Raw genomic sequence first — 25,700 nt, 5'->3', positions numbered from 1 at the left:
GGGATTTGATATGCGTCTAGATAAGTTTTTGAAAGTATCACGTTTAATTAAAAGAAGAACATTAGCGAAAGAAGTAGCTGATCAAGGAAGAATATCAATTAATGGTCAAGTGGCAAAAGCGAGTTCAGATGTAAAAGTAGCTGATGAATTAACAATTCGTTTTGGTCAAAAAATAGTAACTGTAAAAATAAACGAATTGAAAGAAACGACTAAAAAAGAAGATGCAGCAAATATGTATAGTTTAGTTCGCGAAGAAAAAGTAAAGGCTGAAGAAGGCTTGTTCTAAAATCAATTATCCCTTCATACATTACTATTAGCTAGTATAAATCTATGGGGGGATTTACGTGGATAATGGTTACTCACCTATGTCTTCTAATCAACAAAATGTTTCGGTAGAGCATGATATTATTATGCGTGGCAGGCGTGTAATTGATATTACCGGTGTAAAGCAGGTAGAGAGTTTTGATAGCGAGGAGTTTTTACTTGAGACCGTAATGGGTTTTTTAACAATTCGTGGTCAAAATTTGCAAATGAAAAATTTAGATGTAGAAAAAGGTGTTGTATCGATTAAAGGGAAAGTTCATGAGATGCTGTATATTGATGAGAATCAAGGGGAGAAAACTAAAGGATTCTTTAGTAAGTTGTTTAAATGAGCCTAACAATTCAGTTGTATACGATGCTCTCAATGATCGGAATGGGTGCTTGGATTGGAGCGTCTTTAGATACATACCAACGATTTTTAAAGCGGCAAGAACGTAAACGTTGGCTTGTATTTATACATGATATACTATTTTGGATTGTCCAAGCATTATTCGTTTTTTATGTACTGCTTCTTGTAAATGAAGCTGAACTACGTATATATGTATTTTTGGCATTATTATGTGGTTTTGCGGCATATCAAAGCTTATTGAAAGCAATATACATGAGACTGTTAAATTTTCTCATCTATATTTTTATGCAAACAACACACTTTTTTGTTCAAATTATAAAGCTACTCATGATAAAACCTGTTATTATTATAGCGCAGCTATTTATTGCATTTATATTATTCTTATTTCGTATACTGCTTTCAATTGGACATGTGTTATGGAAAATGGTGATTTGGATATTACTTTTCATATGGAAAGTTTTTTTCTGGCCTGTTCGATTTATTGCTTCGCTCATATGGAAACTTCTCCCTAATCGTGTTAAACTTTTTATAATGAAACATGTAGGGTTCCTGCAATATATAGCAAAATTGAAGGGACACATCTTCCAATTATGGGGGCGTATAAAAAAGAAGTTAGGGGGACCTCGGAAATGAGGGAACTGAGACAAAGAACAATCGAAAAACAGAGTCCAAATCCTGTTAAAGAGCATATAATACAAACGGATGAGAACAGGAAGCGACTTTATCGCCGTTTAGCGGTTTTTCTTGTCTTTGCTTTTACAATTATTGCGAGTATTAGTGTAACGTTTTATCAACAAAACAGTTCCATTAGAGCAAAAGAAGCAAAAGTTAAGGACATGAAAAAAGAACTGGATTCATTAACGAATAAAGAAAAGAGTCTAAAAGACGAAGTTCAAAAGTTGAATGATGAAGAGTACGTATTAAAGATTGCTAGAAGGGATTATTTCTTCTCTGGAAAAGGGGAGATAATTTTTCCTGTTTCTAAGTAGAGTATGTCTTATTGACACTATATTTTAGGATTATATATAATAAAGTAAAATTTGACTTTTTAACCACTAAGGAGGAGCATTTTTTTTATGTCAATCGAGGTAGGCAGCAAGTTACAGGGTAAAGTAACAGGTATTACAAATTTTGGGGCTTTTGTGGAGCTGCCAGAAGGCTTAACGGGTCTTGTTCATATTAGTGAAGTTGCTGATAATTATGTGAAAGATATTAACGATCACTTAAAAGTGGGCGACCAAGTAGAAGTAAAAGTTATTAACGTTGAAAAAGATGGTAAGATCGGTCTATCTATTAAAAAAGCGAAAGAGCGTGAAAAAACAGAAGGAGATCGTCCACGTGGTGAATACCAACGCGGTGGCGGTGGCGATCAACAACGTTCTGGACGTCCACAACGTAATCGTTCTTTCAACAGAGATAACCGTGGCGGCGGTAACGAACGAGCTCCAAAAGAAACATTCGAGCAAAAGATGGCACGTTTCTTAAAGGACAGTGAAGATCGTTTAACTTCTTTAAAGCGTAACACAGAATCTAAACGTGGTGGCCGTGGCGCACGTCGCGGATAATAAGAACGTTTAATTCTTAGCATATAGAGAGGTACCCAGGGCGATTGCTCGGGGTGCTTTTTTATATGTGAAAATATATTTTTAAAAAAGTTTTCAAGATGTGTTGACTTTAAAATATATCTGAGGTAAGATACTAATTGTCCGTTAAATAAGACGACATGGCGGTGTAGCTCAGCTGGCTAGAGCGTACGGTTCATACCCGTGAGGTCGGGGGTTCGATCCCCTCCGCCGCTATATTTAATTTAACGGCCCGTTGGTCAAGTGGTTAAGACACCGCCCTTTCACGGCGGTAACACGGGTTCGAATCCCGTACGGGTCATCCTAAAAAGATCATGCAAATTTGCATGATCTTTTTTTGTTAAATAAATTAAGACATACAACACTTCTACAAAATCACCCTATATTTTCTGAATGTTCAATTAAAATGGTGAGAATAAATTACATACCGTGTATATATGTAGAGTTATTTCGAATAAAAAGTCGAACGATTATAAAAGTGAAAACTGTTGTTTTGACAAAAATCCCAATAATCATCTTTTATAATGACAGTAATTAAACTATGCAGGTGGTGTTAAAAATATGCCTAAAGCAGGAAGGAATACTATGAATACAAGTGCATTGGCAATGAATGAGAGTCAGCTTGGAGCAGTAAAGTGGACGAGTAAGTTGCGAATGAAGTTTGAACAGGTTTTCTTTAGATGGGGATTTATTATTGTTGTTATTGGTTTTCTTTTGGGACGAGCATATATATTAACAAACATTTTACCGTTTGCACTGCCGTTTTTTGCTGCTGTTTATGTTATGAAGCGGGATAAAATGCCGCTCGCGTTCTTGGCTCTTATGGGGGGCGCACTTTCAGTTTCGATAGATAATTTATTCTTTACCTTTGCATCTATTTTTACTTTCTTCATTTATAATATCTTCTTTAGTCGGTTTACACGTAAAACTGTTGGACTTGTTCCATTCCAAGTATTTATCTCCGCATTAACCGCACATTTAGTTGTCGTATATTTCGCGCAACAAACTGTCACCATGTACGATTTACTCGTTAGTACGATTGAGGCAGGGCTTAGCTTCGTATTAACTATGATATTTTTACAAAGTGTTCCGCTTTTAGTAGAACGAAAAGGTAAACAACAAGCGCTAGAGACAGAAGAAATTGTTTGTTTAATTATATTACTAGCATCTGTTTTAACAGGGACAACAGATTGGTTTGTATATGACGCTTCTATTCAACATATTTTTACTAGGTATTTAGTGCTCGTGTTTGCATTTATTGCGGGGGCTGCTACAGGATCTACAGTGGGGGTCGTCACTGGATTAATATTAAGTTTAGCCAATGTCTCCAGTTTGTCTCAACTTAGTCTACTTGCTTTTTCTGGGTTGCTTGGTGGTTTGTTAAAAGAAGGGAAGCGTTTAGGTGTTAGTTTAGGTTTATTAATTGGGACGAGCTTGATTACGCTATATGTAGACAAGCAAACAAACATTGTGACAACTTTAATTGAATCTGGTGTGGCGATTATGTTCTTCTTATTAACACCGAAACTTGTTATGGATCGTATTGCTAAATTCATGCCAGGCACACAGGAACATTCGCAAGATCAACAACAGTATTTAAGAAGGATGCGTGATGTTACAGCGAATAAAATTAATCAATTTGCCAATGTATTTGCTGCTTTATCTAATAGCTTTTCTGTATATGGATATGTGGAGGAGGAAGATAAAGAGACAGAAGTGGATTTGTTCTTAAGTACAATTACTGCAAAAACATGTCAAACATGCTTTAAAAAGGACCAATGCTGGGTAGTTAATTTCGACAAAACGTACGATTATATGAAACAAATAATGAGTGAAACGGAAGAGGGGACGTTGCAGCATAATCGGAAGTTAGTTCGTGAATGGGACAAGCATTGTGTGAGAGGGAAGAAAGTGACGGATTTAGTAGCGGGTGAATTAGATCACTTCTATGAAGGACAAAAATTACGAAAACAAATGAAAGAAAACCGTAGAATAGTAGCGGAGCAACTATTAGGTGTATCAAAAGTTATGGAGGATTTTGCTAAGGAGATCCAAAGAGAACGAGAAAATCATCAAGTGCAGGAAGAACAGATTATGCAAGCGTTTCGTGATTTTGGCGTAGAAGTAGAGCATGTTGATATATATTGTTTAGATAGAGGAAGTATTGATATTGAAATGTTGATTCCAGTTGCATCTAATGAACATGGAGAATGTGAAAAGTTAGTTGCGCCGATGCTTTCTGACATTCTAAAGGAAAATATTGTTGTTAAACATGAAGAAAAATCTTCTTATCCGAACGGCCACAGCTTAATATCATTTGGTTCGGCAAAAACGTATTCTCTTGATACTGGGTTGGCCACAGCTGCAAAAGGCGGTGGGTTTGTTTCTGGTGACTCTTATGCGATGATGGATTTAAGTGTTGGTAAATATGCGCTTGCAATTAGTGATGGTATGGGAAATGGGCAAAGAGCTCATATGGAGAGTAAAGAAACGGTAAAATTATTACAAAAAATACTTCAATCAGGCATTGATGAGGAAATAGCGATTAAATCTATCAATTCTATTCTTTCTTTAAGAACAACAGAAGAGATGTTTACGACGTTAGATTTAGCTATGGTGGATTTGCGGGATGCGAGTGCGAAATTTTTAAAGATTGGATCGACGCCGAGTTTTGTTAAACGCGCGAATAATATTTTGAAAATTGAGGCAAGTAATTTGCCGATGGGCATTATTGAGGATGTTGAAGTTGATGTAGTAGGTGAACAATTAAAAACGGGCGATATCCTTATTATGATGAGCGATGGGATTTTCGAGGGAGCGCAACATGTAGAAAATCATGAACTATGGATGAAACGAAAAATTAAAGAATTACAAACCGAAGATCCGCAAGAAATTGCTGATATCATTATGGAAGAGGTGATTCGCTCTTGTGATGGTTATATAAATGATGATATGACTATCGTTGTGGCGAAAGTGAAGAAAAATATGCCGAAGTGGGCTACGATTCCAATTGTAGGAATGCAGGCACAATAAATTTTAAGTGTGATGTTTCTTTATCACTGTTTCTTTCTAAAAACCTAGGTGGATGCCTAGGTTTTTTTACTTTAAAAGATAATGTTATTACTTTTGTGAATATGTACGGATGATGTAAGATAAAAATGTAATTTTTGTATATCTTTTTTTTGCACAATGTTTGTAAAAGTTGTACCATTATAAACAAGGTAACTAACGTTGCTGTTCTTGTTTAATGAAAGGTGATTACGAAGTTGAAAGATACATTTGTTGAAAAGGTAGATGACTTTGTAAAGCAGCATGATGTATTAAAGGAACGTTCAACAATTGTTGTAGGGGTTTCTGGTGGTCCTGACTCTTTGGCTCTTCTATATTATTTGTTAGAAAAAAGAGCAGCAAAACAGTTCGAAATTGTAGTGGCACATGTGGACCATATGTTTAGAGGTGATGAATCTCATGAGGACCTACAGTTTGTGCAGGACCTTTGTAAAGGGCTGGGAGTTATTTGCGAAACGATAAGGATTAATGTGTCGCAATATCAACAGCAACACGGAATGAATGCACAGGTTGCTGCTAGAGAATGCAGATATGCATTTTTGGAAAGAATAATGAAGAAATATGATGCGAGATATGTAGCTCTTGGACATCATGGTGATGATCAAGTAGAGACGATTTTAATGCGCCTTGTACGAGGGAGTACTCCGAAAGGATATGCAGGAATTGCAGTGAAGCGTCCTTTTCATAATGGATATTTAATTAGGCCGTTACTTGGAGTAACGAAGGAAGAGATTGTTGATTACTGTAATAAGCTAAAAATAATTCCCCGTATAGATCCAAGTAATAAAAAGGAAGTATATACAAGGAATCGATTACGCAAATATGTTCTTCCTCATTTGAAAGAAGAAAATTCACAAGTGCATGAGAAATTCCAAAAATTTAGCATGCAGATGCAAGAGGATGAGGCGTATTTGCAGGAATTAGCTTTTGAGAAAATGAATAAAGTAATTACAAAAAAAAGTGATAAACAAATTAGCTTATCAATTCCTGCCTTTGAATCCATGTCTATGCCTTTACAAAGAAGAGGGATTCAACTAATATTAAACTATCTTTATGAATATAAGATTCCATCTTCTCTTTCCTCTATACATATTGACAAAGTGATCGAGTTTTTTAAGCGGACACAACCTTCGGGTTCACTTGATTTCCCAGGTGATTTAAAAATTGTTCGCGCATACGAGGAGTGCAGCTTTGGATTTAAACAAGAAATTGTTTCTCCTTTTTTACAAGATTTATCAGTGCCCGGGACAATTACGCTATCGAACGGGGATAAGCTTGTAACAGAGGTGAGCGAAGACATACCAAGTAACATGAATGAAACAGTATTTGTTGCTAAGTATAATGATATATCATATCCACTTCGTATTCGTTCTAGAGAAAATGGAGATCGCATGTCAATACAAGGTATGAATGGCACAAAAAAGATAAAAACTATTTTTATCGAAGCAAAAGTACCAAGAGAAAAAAGAGAAGAATGGCCGGTCGTTTGTGATGCAAGTGGGAATATTATTTGGGTACCCTTGTTGAAGCGATCTGCATTTGCTATCTCGAAAGAGGCGGCAAAGAAGGATAAATATATGATTATTCACTACAAAAGCAAGGAGTCTTCCGGGAGGATAATGAAATGATGAATCAAGATATCGAAAAAGTATTAATTTCTGAAGAACAAATACAAGAAAAGGTGCGCGAATTAGGTGCGGTTATTGCAGAGGATTATAAAAACACAATACCTCTTGCGATTGGTGTATTAAAGGGCGCAATGCCATTCATGGCAGATTTATTAAAGAGAACAGATACATATCTTGAAATGGATTTTATGGCTGTATCTAGTTACGGTCACTCTACTGTTTCAACAGGCGAAGTGAAAATTTTAAAAGACCTTGATACTTCTGTAGAGGGTCGCGATATTTTAATCGTTGAAGATATTATTGATAGCGGTCTTACGCTAAGTTACTTAGTAGACCTATTCAAATATCGTAAAGCGAAGTCTGTAAAAATTGTTACGTTATTAGATAAGCCGACAGGCCGTAAGGTAGATTTGAAAGCGGATTATGTTGGGTTTACTGTTCCACATGAATTTGTTGTAGGGTATGGATTAGATTATAAAGAGCAGTACCGTAATCTTCCTTATGTAGGAGTATTAAAACCAAGTGTTTACTCAAATTAATTAAATACAGGCGTCACAATTGTATAGGAAAGTTTTTCTATGTTACGATTTACTATAGTGTTTATGCCGTGAGAGGAGGTTAGGAATGAATCGTATCTTCCGTAATACCATCTTTTATTTACTGATATTCCTAGTAGTAATTGGAATCGTGAGCTATTTTAATGGTTCGACACAAAAAACGACATCAGTTAGCTACGATAAATTCATTACTAAACTAGAAAAAGGTGAAGTGCGTAATGTGCAACTTCAACCGAAAAATGGTGTATTTGAGGTAAAAGGACAATTTAACAACTCTAGCCAAGGAGAACAATTTGTTACTTATGCACCAAATACTGAGGAATTACAAAAGAAAATTAATGACAAAGCGCAAGGTGCTGAAGTTAAGTATCAACCAGCAGAAGAAACAAGTGCTTGGGTAACGTTCTTTACTTCAATCATTCCGTTTGTCATTATCTTCATTTTATTCTTCTTCTTATTAAACCAGGCTCAGGGCGGCGGTAGCCGTGTTATGAACTTCGGGAAAAGTAAGGCGAAGTTATATAATGACGAAAAGAAAAAAGTTCGTTTCAGAGATGTTGCTGGAGCGGATGAAGAGAAACAAGAGCTTGTTGAGGTAGTTGAATTCTTGAAAGATCCTCGTAAGTTCGCTGAAGTTGGTGCCCGTATTCCGAAGGGTGTTCTATTAGTAGGACCTCCAGGTACAGGTAAAACTTTACTAGCACGTGCCGTTGCAGGTGAGGCAGGCGTTCCATTCTTCTCTATCAGTGGTTCTGATTTCGTAGAGATGTTCGTCGGTGTCGGTGCATCACGTGTACGTGATTTATTCGAAAATGCAAAGAAAAATGCTCCTTGTATCATTTTCATTGATGAAATTGATGCAGTAGGACGTCAACGTGGCGCAGGTCTTGGTGGTGGCCATGATGAGCGTGAGCAAACGTTGAACCAATTACTTGTTGAAATGGATGGATTCGGTGCAAACGAAGGTATTATTATCATCGCTGCAACAAACCGTCCTGATATTCTTGATCCAGCGTTATTACGTCCAGGTCGTTTTGACCGTCAAATTACAGTAGATCGTCCAGATGTAAATGGCCGTGAAGCTGTGCTGAAAGTACATGCTCGTAATAAACCGCTTGATGATCATATCAACTTAAGAGCAATTGCAACTCGTACACCAGGGTTCTCTGGTGCGGATCTTGAAAACTTATTAAACGAAGCTGCTTTAGTGGCTGCGCGTCAAGATAAGAAGAAAATTGATATGAGTGACATTGATGAAGCAACGGATCGTGTTATTGCAGGTCCAGCTAAGAAAAGTCGTGTTATCTCTGAAAAAGAACGTAATATCGTTGCATTCCATGAAGCTGGCCATACTGTAATTGGTGTTGTCCTTGATGAAGCAGATATCGTTCATAAAGTAACAATTGTCCCTCGTGGTCAAGCTGGTGGATATGCAGTAATGCTTCCGAAAGAAGATCGTTACTTCATGACAAAACCAGAGTTACTTGATAAAATCACTGGTTTACTTGGTGGTCGAGTAGCTGAAGAGATTGTGTTTGGTGAAGCAAGTACAGGTGCTCACAACGACTTCCAACGTGCGACTGGTATTGCAAGACGTATGGTTACGGAATTCGGTATGAGTGATAAGCTTGGACCGATGCAATTCGGTAGCTCACAAGGTGGTCAAGTGTTCTTAGGAAGAGACTTCCATTCAGAACAAAACTACAGTGATGCAATTGCACATGAAATCGATGTGGAAATGCAAACTATTATAAAAGAATGTTATGCTCGCGCGAAACAAATTCTTACTGAAAAACGTGATAAGCTAGATATTATTGCGAAAACGTTACTTGAAGTAGAAACGTTAGATGCAGAGCAAATCAATCATTTATATGATTACGGCAGATTGCCAGAGCGTCCAACATCTTCAGATGATGTGAAAGTAAACATCAATATGAAGAAGGACGATGAAGAATCAGAAGATAAGTAAGAGGTGAAGGAGTGACGATGGTCACTCCTTTTTTTATTTGTGGAACGAAATGAAGTAGAAAAAAATTTAAGTAAATCTGGTATTAAAAATTGAAATAGAGCGTAATCTTTTTGTAAAATGATGAGGATAGAAAAGCTGATTATATAAGTATGTGTGATATGATGTTTTTATAAGTTTTATACATACTGCACAAATATAGATTAAATAAGATAAGTGGTGAGAATATGATTTTTGTATTGGATGTAGGGAACACAAATGCTGTACTAGGCGTGTTTGAAGAGGGGGAACTTCGTCAACATTGGCGCATGGAAACAGATCGTCATAAGACAGAAGATGAATATGGAATGCTTGTAAAGCAGTTGCTTGAGCATGAAGGTCTTTCGTTTGAAGATGTGAAAGGTATTATCGTGTCTTCAGTCGTACCACCAATTATGTTTGCATTAGAGCGCATGTGTGAAAAGTATTTTAAAATTAAACCGCTTGTAGTAGGTCCTGGAATAAAAACGGGGCTAAATATTAAATATGAAAATCCACGTGAAGTAGGCGCGGACCGAATTGTAAATGCGGTAGCAGGAATCCACTTGTATGGAAGTCCGCTTATTATTGTCGATTTCGGTACGGCTACTACATATTGTTATATTAACGAAGAAAAGCATTATATGGGTGGGGTTATTACGCCGGGAATTATGATTTCAGCAGAGGCTTTATATAGTAGAGCGGCAAAACTTCCTCGTATTGAAATTACAAAACCAAGCAGTGTTGTTGGAAAGAATACGGTAAGTGCAATGCAATCTGGTATTCTTTATGGTTATGTTGGACAAGTGGAAGGTATTGTTAAGCGTATGAAAGAGGAAGCTAAACAAGAACCGAAAGTTATTGCAACAGGTGGATTGGCGAAATTAATTTCAGAAGAATCGAATGTAATTGATGTTGTAGATCCATTTTTAACATTAAAAGGTTTGTATATGTTATACGAGCGTAATGCAAATTTACAGCATGAGAAAGGTGAATAAATGAGTATGAAAGATTATTTAGTAAAAGCGTTAGCATTTGATGGAGAAGTGCGTGCATATAGTGTACGTACTACAAACACAGTAAGTGAGGCGCAAAGACGTCATGATACATGGAGAACAGCTTCGGCGGCACTTGGTCGTTCTTTAACTGCAGGTACAATGATGGGCGCGATGTTAAAAGGTGACCAAAAGTTAACGATTAAGGTAGAAGGTAATGGTCCGATTGGTCCTATCTTAGTAGATGCTCATGCAAATGGGGATGTACGTGGTTATGTAACGAATCCACATGTTGATTTTGAAGGAACGGAACAAGGGAAATTACGTGTATATCAAGCGGTAGGTACTGAGGGATTTGTAACAGTAATTAAAGATATTGGTATGCGTGAGCCGTTTATTGGTCAATCTCCAATTGTTTCAGGAGAATTAGGGGAAGACTTCACGTATTATTTTGCAGTTTCTGAGCAAACACCTTCTTCTGTAGGAGTTGGCGTTCTTGTAAATGGAGATGACAGCGTATTAGCGGCAGGTGGATTTATCCTTCAAATTATGCCAGGTGCACAGGAAGAAACAATTTCATTCATTGAAGATCGTTTGCAGAAGATTCCTCCTGTATCAACGTTAATTGAACAAGGGCTTTCTCCAGAAGAGTTACTGTATGCAGTTCTTGGAGAAGATAAAGTAAAAGTATTAGAAGTGATGGATGTTCAATTTAATTGTACATGCTCACGCGAACGTATTGAGAGTGTGTTAATTAGTTTAGGTAAAACAGAGTTAGAGCAAATTCGCGAAGAAGAAGAAGAGACAGAAGTTCATTGTCATTTCTGTAATGAGCGATACAAGTTCTCTAAAGAAGATATTACAAATTTAATTGAGAGTTTGTAATAAGGGAAGTGAGGGAATCCATCCTCTAAATAGATTGACAAACAGGGAATTTTCTGACAAAATCTAAATATAGATAAAACCAATAAAAATACTCGGTGTTAGGAGTGACAGGAATGCGAGTGGCACAATCAGTTTCAGAATTAATCGGGAAAACGCCGATCGTTAAGTTGAACCGCATCGTAGAATCAAACAGCGCAGATATATACTTAAAATTAGAATTTATGAATCCAGGGAGCAGTGTTAAAGATCGTATTGCATTAGCTATGATTGAAGATGCTGAAAAAAAAGGATTATTAAAAGAAGGCGATACAATCATTGAGCCAACAAGTGGTAACACGGGAATTGGTTTAGCGATGGTAGCGGCCGCTAAAGGATATAAGGCAATTTTAGTAATGCCAGAAACAATGAGTATTGAGCGTCGTAATTTATTACGTGCTTACGGTGCGGAATTAGTATTGACTCCAGGGCCTGAAGGAATGGGTGGAGCAATTCGTCAAGCGACTGAATTAGCAAAAGAGCATGGCTACTTTATACCACAACAGTTCAAAAACCAATCGAATCCAGAAATTCATCGTTTAACAACAGGGCCAGAAATTGTTGAACAAATGGGTGACCAATTAGATGCGTTTATTGCAGGTATTGGTACAGGTGGAACGATTACTGGTGCTGGTGAAGTGCTGAAAGAAGCGTATAAAGATATTAAAATTTATGCAGTAGAACCTGCGGATTCACCAGTACTATCTGGTGGGAAACCGGGTCCACATAAAATCCAAGGAATTGGGGCGGGATTCATCCCAGAGACATTGGATGTAGAGGTATATGATGAAATTGTTCAAGTAAAAGCAGAGCAAGCATTTGAATATGCAAGAAGAGTGGCTAAAGAGGAAGGTATTTTAGTGGGTATCTCTTCTGGAGCAGTTATTTATGCAGCAACAGAAATTGCGAAAAAGTTAGGTAAAGGGAAAAAGGTACTTGTTATTATCCCAAGTAACGGTGAACGTTATTTAAGTACACCGCTTTATCAATTTGAGTCTTAATTATATGTGATTGAAAAAGCATCCTTGAAAAGGATGCTTTTTCTTTTTGGATTGGAAATAGGAAAAGAGTGAATGACTAGAAAACTTCATGTAAAATAAGAGGTAGTATAATTAATTTATTTTCACTAGCCTTCGAGTATAACCACTTTATATACATAACGAATGTATTTTGAGGTGGTTAATCTAAGAGGGTGGGATAAAAGAAGACGGGGTGTTGATATGCAACGAAGAAAATCTGTAGCGCTTTCTATTCCATATCAGTTAGATTTCTTTAAGCAGTATAAATTTCTTTCTAAGGATAAACCGCAACATATTTTGTTAGAGAGTGGACGTGGCGGTCGTTATAACATTGTGGGGTTGAACCCAGTAGCGGTAATCCGAGGGAAGGGTGAAACGTTACATATAAGCGAAAGTGGTAAGGAAACAATAAAACAAGGAAACCCATTAGATTTAATGCAGGAATATATGGAGCGATGGAAAACGGATTATAATCCGGAATACCCTCCATTTCAAGGTGGTGCAATTGGTTACTTTAGTTATGATTGCATCCGTTATATTGAAAAACTCCCTTCCCATGCGGAGGATGACATTAATATACCTGATATATTCTTTTTATTATTTGATGATGTGTTTGTTTATGATCAAAAAGAAAAAGTATTATGGATTATTACACATTATGTAGATAAGCATGAAGAGGCAAAAGAGCGATTAAATGAATGGAAGATTCTTTGGGCGACAGAAGCGCCAGAAGTGAATATACCTTTTGCATGCCCTGAAGAGAAAAGTGAAACAGTTGCTTTTACAGAAGAAAGCTTTATGAAGGCGGTTGAATGTATTCAAGAATATATTGGGGCTGGTGATGTGTTCCAAGTAAACTTGTCGACAAGGCAAGAAAGAACGTTACAAACACACCCACTAGAAATCTATACAAGTCTTCGTGAGATTAATCCATCTCCATATATGGGTTACTTGGAGCTCGGGGATTTTCAAATTGTTAGTGGATCGCCAGAGTTGCTAATTAAGAAAGAGGGAACCGAAGTAAGTACAAGACCGATTGCTGGAACGAGATCTAGAGGGGAGAATGAGCAAGAGGATGAAGAATTAGCAAAAGAATTAATTGAGAACGAAAAAGAAAGAGCAGAGCACGTCATGCTTGTGGATTTAGAACGAAATGATTTAGGGCGTGTTTGTAAATATGGCACTGTAGAAGTAGATGAATTTATGGTAATTGAGAAATACTCACATGTTATGCATATTGTTTCTAATGTGCGTGGTGAGGTGGAAGAAGATAAAGATGCTTTTGATTTAGTGAAGGCTGTATTCCCTGGGGGAACAATTACTGGTGCTCCGAAAATACGTACGATGGAAATTATTGAAGAATTAGAACCTGTTCGCCGAGGGATTTATACAGGTTCAATCGGGTGGATCGGTTATTCTGGAGATACAGAATTGAATATTGTAATTAGAACACTGCTTGCTAAAGATGGAAAAGCACATGTACAAGCAGGAGCGGGAATTGTAATTGATTCGAATCCGGAAAATGAATATAAAGAGTCGTTAAAAAAGGCGATTGCTTTATGGCGTGCAAAAGAACGTAGCGAAGAAACGGTTAGGTGAGAGAAATGATATTAATGATTGATAATTATGATTCTTTTACATTTAATTTAGTGCAGTTTCTTGGAGAACTTGGACAAGAGCTTGTTGTTAAACGTAACGATGAAGTGACTATTTCAGATATTGAGAATATGAAACCAGACTTTTTAATGATTTCGCCAGGTCCGTGTAGTCCTAATGAAGCAGGTGTTAGTATGGAGGTTATTCAATACTTTGCTGGAAAGATTCCGATTTTTGGGGTTTGTCTTGGACATCAATCCATTGCACAAGTGTTTGGCGGAGAGGTTATACGTGCGGAGCGCTTAATGCATGGGAAAACGTCGCTTATGCATCATGACGGAAAGACGATTTTTTCGGATATCCCTAATCCGTTTACTGCGACACGTTATCATTCCCTTATCGTTAAGAAAGAGACGTTACCTGATTGCTTAGAGGTAACATCTTGGACAGAAGAAGGGGAAATTATGGCGCTCCGTCATACAACATTACCGATTGAAGGTGTACAGTTCCATCCAGAATCAATTATGACTTCCCACGGGAAAGAGTTGTTGCAGAATTTCATTCGTAAATACAGCCCAAGTGTGACATCGTGTTAATTTACGTAAATGGTGAGTATGTAGAAGCAAGTGAAGCGAGAATTTCTCCTTATGATCATGGTTATTTATATGGTCTTGGAGTTTTTGAGACATTTCGTATTTATAATGGTCATCCTTTCTTATTGGATGATCATTATGACCGTTTAATAGATGCGCTGGATACATTGCAAATTAAATGGACAATGACGAAAGATGAAGTACTGCTTATTTTGAAGAATTTACTCGTTAAGAATGAATTAGAGCATGCATATGTACGTTTTAATGTATCAGCGGGTATAGATGAAATTGGATTGCAAACGGAAATGTATGAAGAGCCGTCTGTTATTGTTTTTATAAAACCTTTAGCAGCCCCTGAAGATGTAGTGGAAAAAGAAGGGGTTGTTTTAAAACAAGTGCGAAATACACCAGAGGGTGCGTCTCGCTTAAAGTCTCATCATTATTTAAATAACATTTTAGGAAAACGTGAAATTGGAAATGTTGTGAATAAGGAAGGTATTTTCCTTACTGAAACAGGTTATGTTGCAGAGGGTATTGTTTCGAATCTCTTTTTCGTGAAAGGTGATATTTTGTATACACCTTCGCTAAAAACAGGGATTTTAAATGGTATCACTCGTGCGTTTATTATAAAGGTTGCTGAAGAGCTGGGCATCGAAGTAAAGGAAGGTTTCTTTACAAAAGATGAATTACTTTCAGCTGATGAAGTCTTTGTAACAAACTCGATTCAAGAAATTGTCCCGCTTTATCATATAGAGGGACGAGATTTCCCGGGTAAAGTAGGTATGGTTACAAAAAGGTTTATGAGTCTTTATGAAATGCAGAGAGAGAAATTGTGGAGCAGAAATGAATTGCGAAGAGGAGATGTGTAGTTTGAAGTGGGATTATGATTTACGCTGCGGCGAATATACATTGAACTTAAATGAAAAAACTTTAATTATGGGGATTTTAAATGTAACACCAGATTCGTTTTCTGATGGTGGGAGTTACAACGAGTTAGAGGCTGCGGTGCGCCATGCGAAAGAAATGCGAGATGAAGGTGCTCATATTATTGATATCGGCGGTGAATCTACTCGCCCGGGTTTTGCTAAAGTATCGGTGGAAGAAGAAATAAAGCGAGTTGTTCCGATGATTCAGGCGGTTGCAAAAGAAGTGGAATTGCCTATTTCTATCGACACGTATAAAGCTGAAGTTGCAAAACAAGCAATCGAAGCGGGCGCTCATATTATTAATGACGTTTGGGGAGCGAAGGCGGAACCGAAAATCGCTGAAGTTGCAGCTCATTACGATGTACCTATTATCTTGATGCATAATCGCGATAACATGAATTACCGCAATTTAATGGCTGATATGATTGCTGATTTATATGAAAGCATCAAAATTGCTAAAGATGCTGGCGTAAGAGATGAGAATATCATTTTAGACCCAGGCATCGGTTTTGCTAAAACACCTGAACAAAATTTAGAAGCGATGCGTAATTTAGAACAGTTAAACGTACTGGGTTATCCAGTTCTCTTAGGTACTTCAAGAAAGTCCTTTATTGGACATGTGTTAGATTTACCGGTAGAGGAACGTCTTGAGGGAACAGGAGCTACCGTTTGTCTCGGCATTGAAAAGGGTTGTGAGTTTGTTCGTGTTCATGATGTGAAGGAAATGGCACGTATGGCTAAGATGATGGATGCGATGATTGGTAAGGGGGTAAAGTAATTGGATAAAATTTATGTTCATGATATGGAGTTTTACGGTTATCATGGTGTATTCCCAGAGGAAAATAAATTGGGTCAGAGATTTAAAGTGGACTTAACGGTGGAGTTGGATTTGAAACAGGCAGGAGAAAGTGATGACTTAGAGCATTCTGTCAATTATGGAGAGCTTTTCGAGTTATGTAGAAAAGTTGTTGAAGATAGAACGTATAAGCTTGTAGAGAGTATCGCTGAAAATATTGCTGCAGATATATTAAAACAATATGAGAGCATTTTCCGTTGTACAATTAAAGTAATTAAACCAGATCCGCCGATACCTGGGCATTATCGTGCTGTAGCAGTGGAAATTACGAGAGAACGTCCATGAATAATATAGCTTACATTGCATTAGGTTCAAATATCGGAGAACGTTATACGTATTTAACTGAAGCGATTCAGTTTTTAAACAAAAACCCGTATATCCAAGTTAACGATATTTCATCTGTATATGAAACAGAGCCAGTTGGCTATACTGACCAAAGTTGCTTTTTAAATTTAGTTATAAAAATTTCTACCAATTTATCACCGCAAGAATTATTGAAAATTACACAAAGAGTAGAGAATGATTTAGGAAGAAAAAGGGAAATTAGATGGGGTCCGAGGACCATCGACCTTGACATTTTACTATATAATCAAGAAAATATTGAAGCAGAGAATCTTATTGTTCCGCATCCGCGGATGTTCGAAAGAGCTTTTGTTATCGTTCCGTTGTTAGAGATTAATCAAGATATAAAACAAAACATTTCACGTTCACAAGTAGAAGAAATGAAAAGGCGAGAGGGAGTAACGGTATGGAAGCAGAAAAATGGGGAAGACGCATTCGTGCTTTTCGAAAGCTAAAAGGTTATACACAAGAAGGTTTTGCGAAAGAGTTAGGGGTATCTGTATCTGTTTTAGGTGAAGTTGAGAGAGGGAATCGATCGCCTTCCCAAGATTTTGTAGTGGAAGTTGCTAAGGCATTAAAGGTTTCAGTGGAGGAATTAATGCCGAAGTGACTATGAAGGAAGGAGTAAGTCGAGTGTTAAAGATTGCAAATATTGAGATGAAAAACCCGGTTGTATTAGCACCGATGGCGGGAGTGTGTAACTCTGCATTCCGTTTGACAGTAAAAGAATTTGGTGCAGGTTTAGTTTGTGCTGAAATGGTAAGTGATAAAGCGATATTACTTAATAACAAAAGAACATTAGATATGTTATATATTGATGAAAGAGAAAAGCCATTAAGTTTACAAATTTTTGGTGGAGAGAAAGAAACTCTTGTAGATGCTGCGAAATACGTAGATAAATATACGACAGCAGACATTATTGATATTAATATGGGTTGCCCAGTACCGAAAATCATTAAGTGTGACGCGGGAGCAAAGTGGCTTTTAGACCCAAATAAAATATATGAAATGGTAGCGGCGGTTGTAGATGCTGTTGAAAAGCCGGTTACAGTTAAGATGCGTATTGGTTGGGATGCAGATCATATTTTTGCAATTGAGAATGCAAAAGCTGTTGAGCGTGCTGGCGGACAAGCAGTAGCAGTTCATGGACGTACACGAGTACAAATGTATGAAGGGAAAGCGGATTGGGATATTATTAAACAAGTAAAGCAAGCTGTAAATATCCCGGTTATCGGAAATGGTGATGTCGAAACGCCACAAGATGCAAAGCGTATGCTTGATGAAATTGGTGTAGACGGTGTTATGATTGGTCGCGCTGCCCTTGGGGACCCGTGGATGATTTATCGTACGGTAAAGTATTTGGAAACAGGTGAATTAATGCCGGAACCGACAGTGCGTGAGAAAATTGACGTATGTATGTTGCATCTAGATCGTCTTATCGATTTAAAGAACGAAAATGTCGCTGTAAGAGAGATGAGAAAGCATGCAGCTTGGTATTTAAAGGGTGTTCGTGGTAATGCAACTGTACGTAATGGTATTAATGCTTGTAATACGCGTGAGGACCTTGCGAATGTATTAGGTGCATTTGTAGAAGAAGTAGAAGCGAAACAACAAACAATTCACGTTGGTTAATAATAGATAGGGAAGATTGACATTCTTCTATACACTTCCTATAATTACGTGAAAGAAAGAAGAACTGCCAGCTAGTTGCTGGCAGTTTTTCTAGTTGAGTAGAAAATGCTATACTGTATATATTGTAAAAATTAATAGAGCTGGAGTGATATCAATACCATGGATAACATGAACCACGAAGAATTAAACGACCAATTGCTTGTTCGTCGTGAAAAGTTACATAACTTACGTGAGCAAGGAATCGATCCGTTTGGTAAACGATTTGAACGTACAAATGCAACAAATGACTTATTAAGCTTATATGGAGAGTTCTCTAAAGAAGAATTAGAAGAGAAAGAAATCTCTGTTTCTATCGCTGGTCGTATTATGACAAAACGCGGTAAAGGAAAAGCTGGATTTGCACATATTCAAGATTTACATGGACAAGTTCAAATTTATGTTCGTAAAGATGCTGTTGGAGATGAAGAGTACGAATTGTTTAAAACAGCAGATTTAGGTGATTTAGTAGGTATTGAAGGTAAAGTGTTCAAAACGAACGTTGGAGAACTTTCGGTGAAAGCAACGGGCTTTACACTATTAACGAAATCTCTTCGTCCATTACCGGATAAATATCATGGATTAAAAGATGTTGAACAACGCTACCGTCAACGTTACTTAGACTTAATCACAAGTATGGAAAGCCGTGAAACATTCGTTACTCGCAGTAAAATCATTCGTGAAATGAGAAGATACTTAGATGACAATGGTTATCTTGAAGTGGAAACACCTATGATGCATGCAATTGCAGGTGGAGCTTCTGCGCGTCCTTTCATTACGCACCATAATGCGTTAGATATGGAATTATACATGCGTATCGCAATTGAACTTCATTTAAAACGCCTTATTGTGGGTGGATTAGAAAAAGTTTATGAAATCGGTCGTGTATTCCGTAATGAGGGTGTATCAACTCGTCATAATCCAGAGTTTACAATGATTGAATTATATGAAGCGTATGCTGATTATAAAGATATTATGAAACTAACAGAAAATATGGTTGCGCATATTGCGAAGCAAGTACTAGGTACAACAACAATCCAATATGGTGATTATGAAATTAATCTAGAACCAGAATGGACACGTCTTCATATGGTAGATGCAATCAAGGAACATTCTGGAGCAGATTTCTGGAATCCAATGAGTGTAGAAGAAGCGCGTGAACTTGCAAAAGAACATAATGTAGGTATTAAGGATACGATGGAAGTTGGTCATATTATAAACGAATTCTTCGAACAAAAAGTAGAAGATAAATTAATCCAACCAACATTTATTTACGGTCATCCGGTAGAAATTTCGCCACTTGCGAAAAAGAATGACGAAGATCCACGATTCACAGATCGTTTCGAATTATTTATCGTTGCACGCGAACATGCAAATGCATTCACTGAGCTAAATGATCCGATTGATCAAAAAGAACGCTTTGAAGCGCAATTAAAAGAGCGCGAACAAGGTAATGATGAAGCTCACATGATGGATGATGATTATATTGAAGCTCTTGAGTACGGTATGCCTCCTACAGGTGGTCTAGGAATTGGTATTGATCGTCTTGTTATGTTGTTAACGAATGCACCATCTATTCGTGATGTATTATTATTCCCTGCTATGCGTCATAAACAAGACTAAGCTTTGGAGATTTCTCCAAAGCTTTTTTTATTTGAGTATGAGCTACGTAGGGATAGTAGCTCTTGATGGTGCGAGAAATTATATTTATATAGAAGAAATGTGCTGTTTTTATACTTTTTTACTAAGTTAAAAATTTTATTAGAAAAACTATTGCATTTTAATAATCAAACTGGTATATTTATATTCGTTGCCACGAAAGGTAACAAGCAAAACAAACGAAAAACAACTTATTGAAAAAAGTTGTTGACGAAAATATAACGAAATGTTATATTAATAAAGTCGCTTCTGAGCGGCAGATAAGTTCTTTGAAAACTGAACGAAACAAACAACGTGAAACGTCAATTTTTATTTTTAGATGCTAGACAAACTAACTTTATTGGAGAGTTTGATCCTGGCTCAGGATGAACGCTGGCGGCGTGCCTAATACATGCAAGTCGAGCGAATGGATTAAGAGCTTGCTCTTATGAAGTTAGCGGCGGACGGGTGAGTAACACGTGGGTAACCTGCCCATAAGACTGGGATAACTCCGGGAAACCGGGGCTAATACCGGATAACATTTTGAACTGCATGGTTCGAAATTGAAAGGCGGCTTCGGCTGTCACTTATGGATGGACCCGCGTCGCATTAGCTAGTTGGTGAGGTAACGGCTCACCAAGGCAACGATGCGTAGCCGACCTGAGAGGGTGATCGGCCACACTGGGACTGAGACACGGCCCAGACTCCTACGGGAGGCAGCAGTAGGGAATCTTCCGCAATGGACGAAAGTCTGACGGAGCAACGCCGCGTGAGTGATGAAGGCTTTCGGGTCGTAAAACTCTGTTGTTAGGGAAGAACAAGTGCTAGTTGAATAAGCTGGCACCTTGACGGTACCTAACCAGAAAGCCACGGCTAACTACGTGCCAGCAGCCGCGGTAATACGTAGGTGGCGAGCGTTATCCGGAATTATTGGGCGTAAAGCGCGCGCAGGTGGTTTCTTAAGTCTGATGTGAAAGCCCACGGCTCAACCGTGGAGGGTCATTGGAAACTGGGAGACTTGAGTGCAGAAGAGGAAAGTGGAATTCCATGTGTAGCGGTGAAATGCGTAGAGATATGGAGGAACACCAGTGGCGAAGGCGACTTTCTGGTCTGTAACTGACACTGAGGCGCGAAAGCGTGGGGAGCAAACAGGATTAGATACCCTGGTAGTCCACGCCGTAAACGATGAGTGCTAAGTGTTAGAGGGTTTCCGCCCTTTAGTGCTGAAGTTAACGCATTAAGCACTCCGCCTGGGGAGTACGGCCGCAAGGCTGAAACTCAAAGGAATTGACGGGGGCCCGCACAAGCGGTGGAGCATGTGGTTTAATTCGAAGCAACGCGAAGAACCTTACCAGGTCTTGACATCCTCTGAAAACCCTAGAGATAGGGCTTCTCCTTCGGGAGCAGAGTGACAGGTGGTGCATGGTTGTCGTCAGCTCGTGTCGTGAGATGTTGGGTTAAGTCCCGCAACGAGCGCAACCCTTGATCTTAGTTGCCATCATTAAGTTGGGCACTCTAAGGTGACTGCCGGTGACAAACCGGAGGAAGGTGGGGATGACGTCAAATCATCATGCCCCTTATGACCTGGGCTACACACGTGCTACAATGGACGGTACAAAGAGCTGCAAGACCGCGAGGTGGAGCTAATCTCATAAAACCGTTCTCAGTTCGGATTGTAGGCTGCAACTCGCCTACATGAAGCTGGAATCGCTAGTAATCGCGGATCAGCATGCCGCGGTGAATACGTTCCCGGGCCTTGTACACACCGCCCGTCACACCACGAGAGTTTGTAACACCCGAAGTCGGTGGGGTAACCTTTATGGAGCCAGCCGCCTAAGGTGGGACAGATGATTGGGGTGAAGTCGTAACAAGGTAGCCGTATCGGAAGGTGCGGCTGGATCACCTCCTTTCTATGGAGAATTGATGAACGCTGTTCATCAATATAAGTTTCCGTGTTTCGTTTTGTTCAGTTTTGAGAGAACTATCTCTCATATATAAATGTATGTTCTTTGAAAACTAGATAACAGTGTAGCTCATATTTTTTTAATTTTAGTTTGGTTAAGTTAGAAAGGGCGCACGGTGGATGCCTTGACACTAGGAGTCGATGAAGGACGGGACTAACGCCGATATGCTTCGGGGAGCTGTAAGTAAGCTTTGATCCGAAGATTTCCGAATGGGGAAACCCACCATACGTAATGGTATGGTATCCTTGCCTGAATACATAGGGTAAGGAAGACAGACCCAGGGAACTGAAACATCTAAGTACCTGGAGGAAGAGAAAGCAAATGCGATTTCCTGAGTAGCGGCGAGCGAAACGGAACATAGCCCAAACCAAGAGGCTTGCCTCTTGGGGTTGTAGGACATTCTATACGGAGTTACAAAGGAACGAGGTAGACGAAGCGACCTGGAAAGGTCCGTCGTAGAGGGTAACAACCCCGTAGTCGAAACTTCGTTCTCTCTTGAATGTATCCTGAGTACGGCGGAACACGTGAAATTCCGTCGGAATCTGGGAGGACCATCTCCCAAGGCTAAATACTCCCTAGTGATCGATAGTGAACCAGTACCGTGAGGGAAAGGTGAAAAGCACCCCGGAAGGGGAGTGAAAGAGATCCTGAAACCGTGTGCCTACAAATAGTCAGAGCCCGTTAATGGGTGATGGCGTGCCTTTTGTAGAATGAACCGGCGAGTTACGATCCCGTGCGAGGTTAAGCTGAAGAGGCGGAGCCGCAGCGAAAGCGAGTCTGAATAGGGCGTTTAGTACGTGGTCGTAGACCCGAAACCAGGTGATCTACCCATGTCCAGGGTGAAGTTCAGGTAACACTGAATGGAGGCCCGAACCCACGCACGTTGAAAAGTGCGGGGATGAGGTGTGGGTAGCGGAGAAATTCCAATCGAACCTGGAGATAGCTGGTTCTCCCCGAAATAGCTTTAGGGCTAGCCTTAAGTGTAAGAGTCTTGGAGGTAGAGCACTGATTGAACTAGGGGTCCTCATCGGATTACCGAATTCAGTCAAACTCCGAATGCCAATGACTTATCCTTAGGAGTCAGACTGCGAGTGATAAGATCCGTAGTCAAGAGGGAAACAGCCCAGATCGCCAGCTAAGGTCCCAAAGTGTGTATTAAGTGGAAAAGGATGTGGAGTTGCTTAGACAACTAGGATGTTGGCTTAGAAGCAGCCACCATTTAAAGAGTGCGTAATAGCTCACTAGTCGAGTGACTCTGCGCCGAAAATGTACCGGGGCTAAATACACCACCGAAGCTGCGAATTGATACCAATGGTATCAGTGGTAGGGGAGCGTTCTAAGTGCAGTGAAGTCAGACCGGAAGGACTGGTGGAGCGCTTAGAAGTGAGAATGCCGGTATGAGTAGCGAAAGACGGGTGAGAATCCCGTCCACCGAATGCCTAAGGTTTCCTGAGGAAGGCTCGTCCGCTCAGGGTTAGTCAGGACCTAAGCCGAGGCCGACAGGCGTAGGCGATGGACAACAGGTTGATATTCCTGTACCACCTCTTTATCGTTTGAGCAATGGAGGGACGCAGAAGGATAGAAGAAGCGTGCGATTGGTTGTGCACGTCCAAGCAGTTAGGCTGATAAGTAGGCAAATCCGCTTATCGTGAAGGCTGAGCTGTGATGGGGAAGCTCCTTATGGAGCGAAGTCTTTGATTCCCCGCTGCCAAGAAAAGCTTCTAGCGAGATAAAAGGTGCCTGTACCGCAAACCGACACAGGTAGGCGAGGAGAGAATCCTAAGGTGTGCGAGAGAACTCTGGTTAAGGAACTCGGCAAAATGACCCCGTAACTTCGGGAGAAGGGGTGCTTTCTTAACGGAAAGCCGCAGTGAATAGGCCCAAGCGACTGTTTAGCAAAAACACAGGTCTCTGCGAAGCCGTAAGGCGAAGTATAGGGGCTGACACCTGCCCGGTGCTGGAAGGTTAAGGAGAGGGGTTAGCGTAAGCGAAGCTCTGAACTGAAGCCCCAGTAAACGGCGGCCGTAACTATAACGGTCCTAAGGTAGCGAAATTCCTTGTCGGGTAAGTTCCGACCCGCACGAAAGGTGTAACGATTTGGGCACTGTCTCAACCAGAGACTCGGTGAAATTATAGTACCTGTGAAGATGCAGGTTACCCGCGACAGGACGGAAAGACCCCGTGGAGCTTTACTGTAGCCTGATATTGAATTTTGGTACATTTTGTACAGGATAGGCGGGAGCCATTGAAACCGGAGCGCTAGCTTCGGTGGAGGCGCTGGTGGGATACCGCCCTGAATGTATTGAAATTCTAACCTACGGGTCTTATCGACCCGGGAGACAGTGTCAGGTGGGCAGTTTGACTGGGGCGGTCGCCTCCTAAAGTGTAACGGAGGCGCCCAAAGGTTCCCTCAGAATGGTTGGAAATCATTCGTAGAGTGCAAAGGCATAAGGGAGCTTGACTGCGAGACCTACAAGTCGAGCAGGGACGAAAGTCGGGCTTAGTGATCCGGTGGTTCCGCATGGAAGGGCCATCGCTCAACGGATAAAAGCTACCCCGGGGATAACAGGCTTATCTCCCCCAAGAGTCCACATCGACGGGGAGGTTTGGCACCTCGATGTCGGCTCATCGCATCCTGGGGCTGTAGTCGGTCCCAAGGGTTGGGCTGTTCGCCCATTAAAGCGGTACGCGAGCTGGGTTCAGAACGTCGTGAGACAGTTCGGTCCCTATCCGTCGTGGGCGTAGGAAATTTGAGAGGAGCTGTCCTTAGTACGAGAGGACCGGGATGGACGCACCGCTGGTGTACCAGTTGTTCTGCCAAGGGCATAGCTGGGTAGCTATGTGCGGAAGGGATAAGTGCTGAAAGCATCTAAGCATGAAGCCCCCCTCAAGATGAGATTTCCCATAGCGTAAGCTAGTAAGATCCCTGAAAGATGATCAGGTTGATAGGTTCGAGGTGGAAGCATGGTGACATGTGGAGCTGACGAATACTAATAGATCGAGGACTTAACCATATAATATGAAGCAAATGTTATCTAGTTTTGAAAGAATATAAAAAACTTGTTGACTTTAAAAGTTAAATAAGTTATGATGATTCTTGTCTTAAATGAATACAGTCTGGTAATGATGGCAGAGAGGCCACACCCGTTCCCATACCGAACACGGAAGTTAAGCTCTCTAGCGCCGATGGTAGTTGGGACCTTGTCCCTGTGAGAGTAGGACGTTGCCAGGCAATTCGGAGGATTAGCTCAGCTGGGAGAGCACCTGCCTTACAAGCAGGGGGTCGGCGGTTCGATCCCGTCATCCTCCACCATTTAGCCGACTTAGCTCAATTGGTAGAGCAACTGACTTGTAATCAGTAGGTTGGGGGTTCAAGTCCTCTAGTCGGCACCAGTTTTTATTGCAAGAGCCATTAGCTCAGTTGGTAGAGCATCTGACTTTTAATCAGAGGGTCGAAGGTTCGAATCCTTCATGGCTCACCATTTTAATGAAATATGCGGGTGTGGCGGAATTGGCAGACGCACTAGACTTAGGATCTAGCGCCTTTGGCGTGGGGGTTCGACTCCCTTCACCCGCACTTTTAATGAAATAACTCAAACATGTCTTGCGGAAGTAGTTCAGTGGTAGAATACAACCTTGCCAAGGTTGGGGTCGCGGGTTCGAATCCCGTCTTCCGCTCCAATTTCCAATA

21 protein-coding genes, 7 tRNA genes and 3 rRNA genes are annotated in these 25,700 nt (G+C 40.0%); all 31 read left to right on the top strand.

The features are described 5' to 3' along the window. The first annotated feature begins 10 nt into the window (after positions 1-10). The 31 genes from QEP67_RS27600 to QEP67_RS27450 all read left to right on the top strand — a co-directional run bounded on the left by QEP67_RS27600 (position 11) and on the right by QEP67_RS27450 (position 25,690). Positions 11-286 (top strand): RNA-binding S4 domain-containing protein, encoded by a 276-nt coding sequence (locus tag QEP67_RS27600; RefSeq protein WP_001234876.1) that lies wholly within the window; start codon positions 11-13, stop codon positions 284-286. Positions 287-344: 58 nt separating this feature from the next. After that, positions 345-653: a sporulation protein YabP gene (gene yabP / locus QEP67_RS27595; RefSeq protein ID WP_000368630.1), complete on the top strand. Its 309-nt coding sequence runs from the start codon at positions 345-347 to the stop codon at positions 651-653. Beyond that, the gene (gene yabQ / locus QEP67_RS27590; RefSeq protein ID WP_000059764.1) at positions 650-1,303 is read left to right on the top strand and encodes a spore cortex biosynthesis protein YabQ; all 654 of its coding nucleotides are present in this window, start codon (positions 650-652) and stop codon (positions 1,301-1,303) included. The genes yabP and yabQ overlap by 4 nt, the downstream gene beginning before the upstream one ends. Then, positions 1,300-1,659: a cell division protein DivIC gene (gene divIC / locus QEP67_RS27585; RefSeq protein WP_001208737.1), complete on the top strand. Its 360-nt coding sequence runs from the start codon at positions 1,300-1,302 to the stop codon at positions 1,657-1,659. Before yabQ ends, divIC begins: the two co-directional genes overlap by 4 nt. Before the next feature lie 87 nt (positions 1,660-1,746). Continuing rightward, positions 1,747-2,235, top strand: a complete 489-nt coding sequence (locus QEP67_RS27580; RefSeq protein WP_000021454.1) for a S1 domain-containing RNA-binding protein — start codon at positions 1,747-1,749, stop codon at positions 2,233-2,235. Between the two features lie 160 nt (positions 2,236-2,395). After that, positions 2,396-2,469, top strand: a tRNA-Met gene (locus QEP67_RS27575). A 13-nt stretch (positions 2,470-2,482) separates the two neighbouring features. Further along, positions 2,483-2,554: transfer RNA gene (locus tag QEP67_RS27570), tRNA-Glu, on the top strand. A gap of 260 nt (positions 2,555-2,814) precedes the next feature. Further along, on the top strand, positions 2,815-5,286 hold the full coding sequence (gene spoIIE, locus QEP67_RS27565; RefSeq protein ID WP_353706481.1) for a stage II sporulation protein E: 2,472 nt from the start codon (positions 2,815-2,817) through the stop codon (positions 5,284-5,286). A 233-nt stretch (positions 5,287-5,519) separates the two neighbouring features. Further along, a complete protein-coding gene (gene tilS / locus QEP67_RS27560) occupies positions 5,520-6,950 on the top strand; it encodes a tRNA lysidine(34) synthetase TilS (protein ID WP_000655443.1) in 1,431 nt (476 codons plus the stop codon). Next, a complete protein-coding gene (gene hpt, locus QEP67_RS27555; protein ID WP_000981845.1) occupies positions 6,947-7,489 on the top strand; it encodes a hypoxanthine phosphoribosyltransferase in 543 nt (180 codons plus the stop codon). Before tilS ends, hpt begins: the two co-directional genes overlap by 4 nt. 85 nt (positions 7,490-7,574) lie before the next feature. Continuing rightward, positions 7,575-9,476 (top strand): ATP-dependent zinc metalloprotease FtsH, encoded by a 1,902-nt coding sequence (ftsH, locus tag QEP67_RS27550; protein WP_001079657.1) that lies wholly within the window; start codon positions 7,575-7,577, stop codon positions 9,474-9,476. Between the two features lie 224 nt (positions 9,477-9,700). Beyond that, a complete protein-coding gene (locus QEP67_RS27545) occupies positions 9,701-10,489 on the top strand; it encodes a type III pantothenate kinase (RefSeq protein WP_000578367.1) in 789 nt (262 codons plus the stop codon). Positions 10,490-10,495: 6 nt separating this feature from the next. After that, positions 10,496-11,371, top strand: coding sequence for a redox-regulated molecular chaperone HslO (gene hslO / locus QEP67_RS27540; RefSeq protein WP_033658948.1), 876 nt, complete (start codon positions 10,496-10,498; stop codon positions 11,369-11,371). Positions 11,372-11,484: 113 nt separating this feature from the next. Continuing rightward, complete coding sequence (gene cysK / locus QEP67_RS27535) at positions 11,485-12,408, top strand: cysteine synthase A (protein WP_001261726.1); 924 nt, start codon at positions 11,485-11,487, stop codon at positions 12,406-12,408. A gap of 219 nt (positions 12,409-12,627) precedes the next feature. Further along, positions 12,628-14,025, top strand: coding sequence for an aminodeoxychorismate synthase component I (pabB, locus tag QEP67_RS27530; RefSeq protein ID WP_001189731.1), 1,398 nt, complete (start codon positions 12,628-12,630; stop codon positions 14,023-14,025). Between the two features lie 5 nt (positions 14,026-14,030). After that, on the top strand, positions 14,031-14,618 hold the full coding sequence (gene pabA, locus QEP67_RS27525; protein ID WP_000602303.1) for an aminodeoxychorismate/anthranilate synthase component II: 588 nt from the start codon (positions 14,031-14,033) through the stop codon (positions 14,616-14,618). Continuing rightward, on the top strand, positions 14,612-15,484 hold the full coding sequence (gene pabC, locus QEP67_RS27520) for an aminodeoxychorismate lyase (RefSeq protein WP_000909864.1): 873 nt from the start codon (positions 14,612-14,614) through the stop codon (positions 15,482-15,484). The genes pabA and pabC overlap by 7 nt, the downstream gene beginning before the upstream one ends. After that, positions 15,459-16,319 carry a dihydropteroate synthase gene (gene folP, locus QEP67_RS27515; RefSeq protein WP_046958124.1) on the top strand — a complete coding sequence of 287 codons (861 nt, stop codon included), beginning with the start codon at positions 15,459-15,461 and terminating at the stop codon, positions 16,317-16,319. Before pabC ends, folP begins: the two co-directional genes overlap by 26 nt. After that, a complete protein-coding gene (gene folB, locus QEP67_RS27510) occupies positions 16,320-16,682 on the top strand; it encodes a dihydroneopterin aldolase (protein WP_000358076.1) in 363 nt (120 codons plus the stop codon). Continuing rightward, positions 16,679-17,194 carry a 2-amino-4-hydroxy-6-hydroxymethyldihydropteridine diphosphokinase gene (gene folK, locus QEP67_RS27505; protein WP_001059453.1) on the top strand — a complete coding sequence of 172 codons (516 nt, stop codon included), beginning with the start codon at positions 16,679-16,681 and terminating at the stop codon, positions 17,192-17,194. Before folB ends, folK begins: the two co-directional genes overlap by 4 nt. After that, on the top strand, positions 17,146-17,349 hold the full coding sequence (locus QEP67_RS27500; protein WP_000387029.1) for a helix-turn-helix transcriptional regulator: 204 nt from the start codon (positions 17,146-17,148) through the stop codon (positions 17,347-17,349). Before folK ends, QEP67_RS27500 begins: the two co-directional genes overlap by 49 nt. 23 nt (positions 17,350-17,372) lie before the next feature. After that, positions 17,373-18,371 carry a tRNA dihydrouridine synthase DusB gene (gene dusB, locus QEP67_RS27495; RefSeq protein WP_000912237.1) on the top strand — a complete coding sequence of 333 codons (999 nt, stop codon included), beginning with the start codon at positions 17,373-17,375 and terminating at the stop codon, positions 18,369-18,371. Between the two features lie 159 nt (positions 18,372-18,530). Further along, positions 18,531-20,030 carry a lysine--tRNA ligase gene (lysS, locus tag QEP67_RS27490; RefSeq protein WP_000369672.1) on the top strand — a complete coding sequence of 500 codons (1,500 nt, stop codon included), beginning with the start codon at positions 18,531-18,533 and terminating at the stop codon, positions 20,028-20,030. A 373-nt stretch (positions 20,031-20,403) separates the two neighbouring features. After that, positions 20,404-21,955: ribosomal RNA gene (locus tag QEP67_RS27485) — 16S ribosomal RNA — on the top strand. Positions 21,956-22,101: 146 nt separating this feature from the next. Further along, positions 22,102-25,023, top strand: a 23S ribosomal RNA gene (locus QEP67_RS27480). 102 nt (positions 25,024-25,125) lie between these two features. Further along, positions 25,126-25,241: ribosomal RNA gene (gene rrf / locus QEP67_RS27475) — 5S ribosomal RNA — on the top strand. The 16S, 23S and 5S rRNA genes sit together here with 5 tRNA genes alongside, the layout of an rRNA operon. A gap of 5 nt (positions 25,242-25,246) precedes the next feature. After that, positions 25,247-25,322, top strand: a tRNA-Val gene (locus QEP67_RS27470). A 4-nt stretch (positions 25,323-25,326) separates the two neighbouring features. Beyond that, positions 25,327-25,402: transfer RNA gene (locus QEP67_RS27465), tRNA-Thr, on the top strand. 13 nt (positions 25,403-25,415) lie between these two features. Then, positions 25,416-25,491 (top strand) — tRNA-Lys (locus tag QEP67_RS27460). A gap of 14 nt (positions 25,492-25,505) precedes the next feature. Beyond that, positions 25,506-25,586 (top strand) — tRNA-Leu (locus QEP67_RS27455). Between the two features lie 29 nt (positions 25,587-25,615). Continuing rightward, positions 25,616-25,690, top strand: a tRNA-Gly gene (locus QEP67_RS27450). Positions 25,691-25,700 lie beyond the last annotated feature (10 nt).

The sequence above is a fragment of the Bacillus cereus group sp. MS39 genome (genome assembly GCF_040448665.1).
GTDB lineage: Bacteria > Bacillota > Bacilli > Bacillales > Bacillaceae_G > Bacillus_A > Bacillus_A wiedmannii.
Note: the sequence above shows the minus strand (reverse complement) of the source record. Positions and strands in the feature narration are given on the sequence as shown.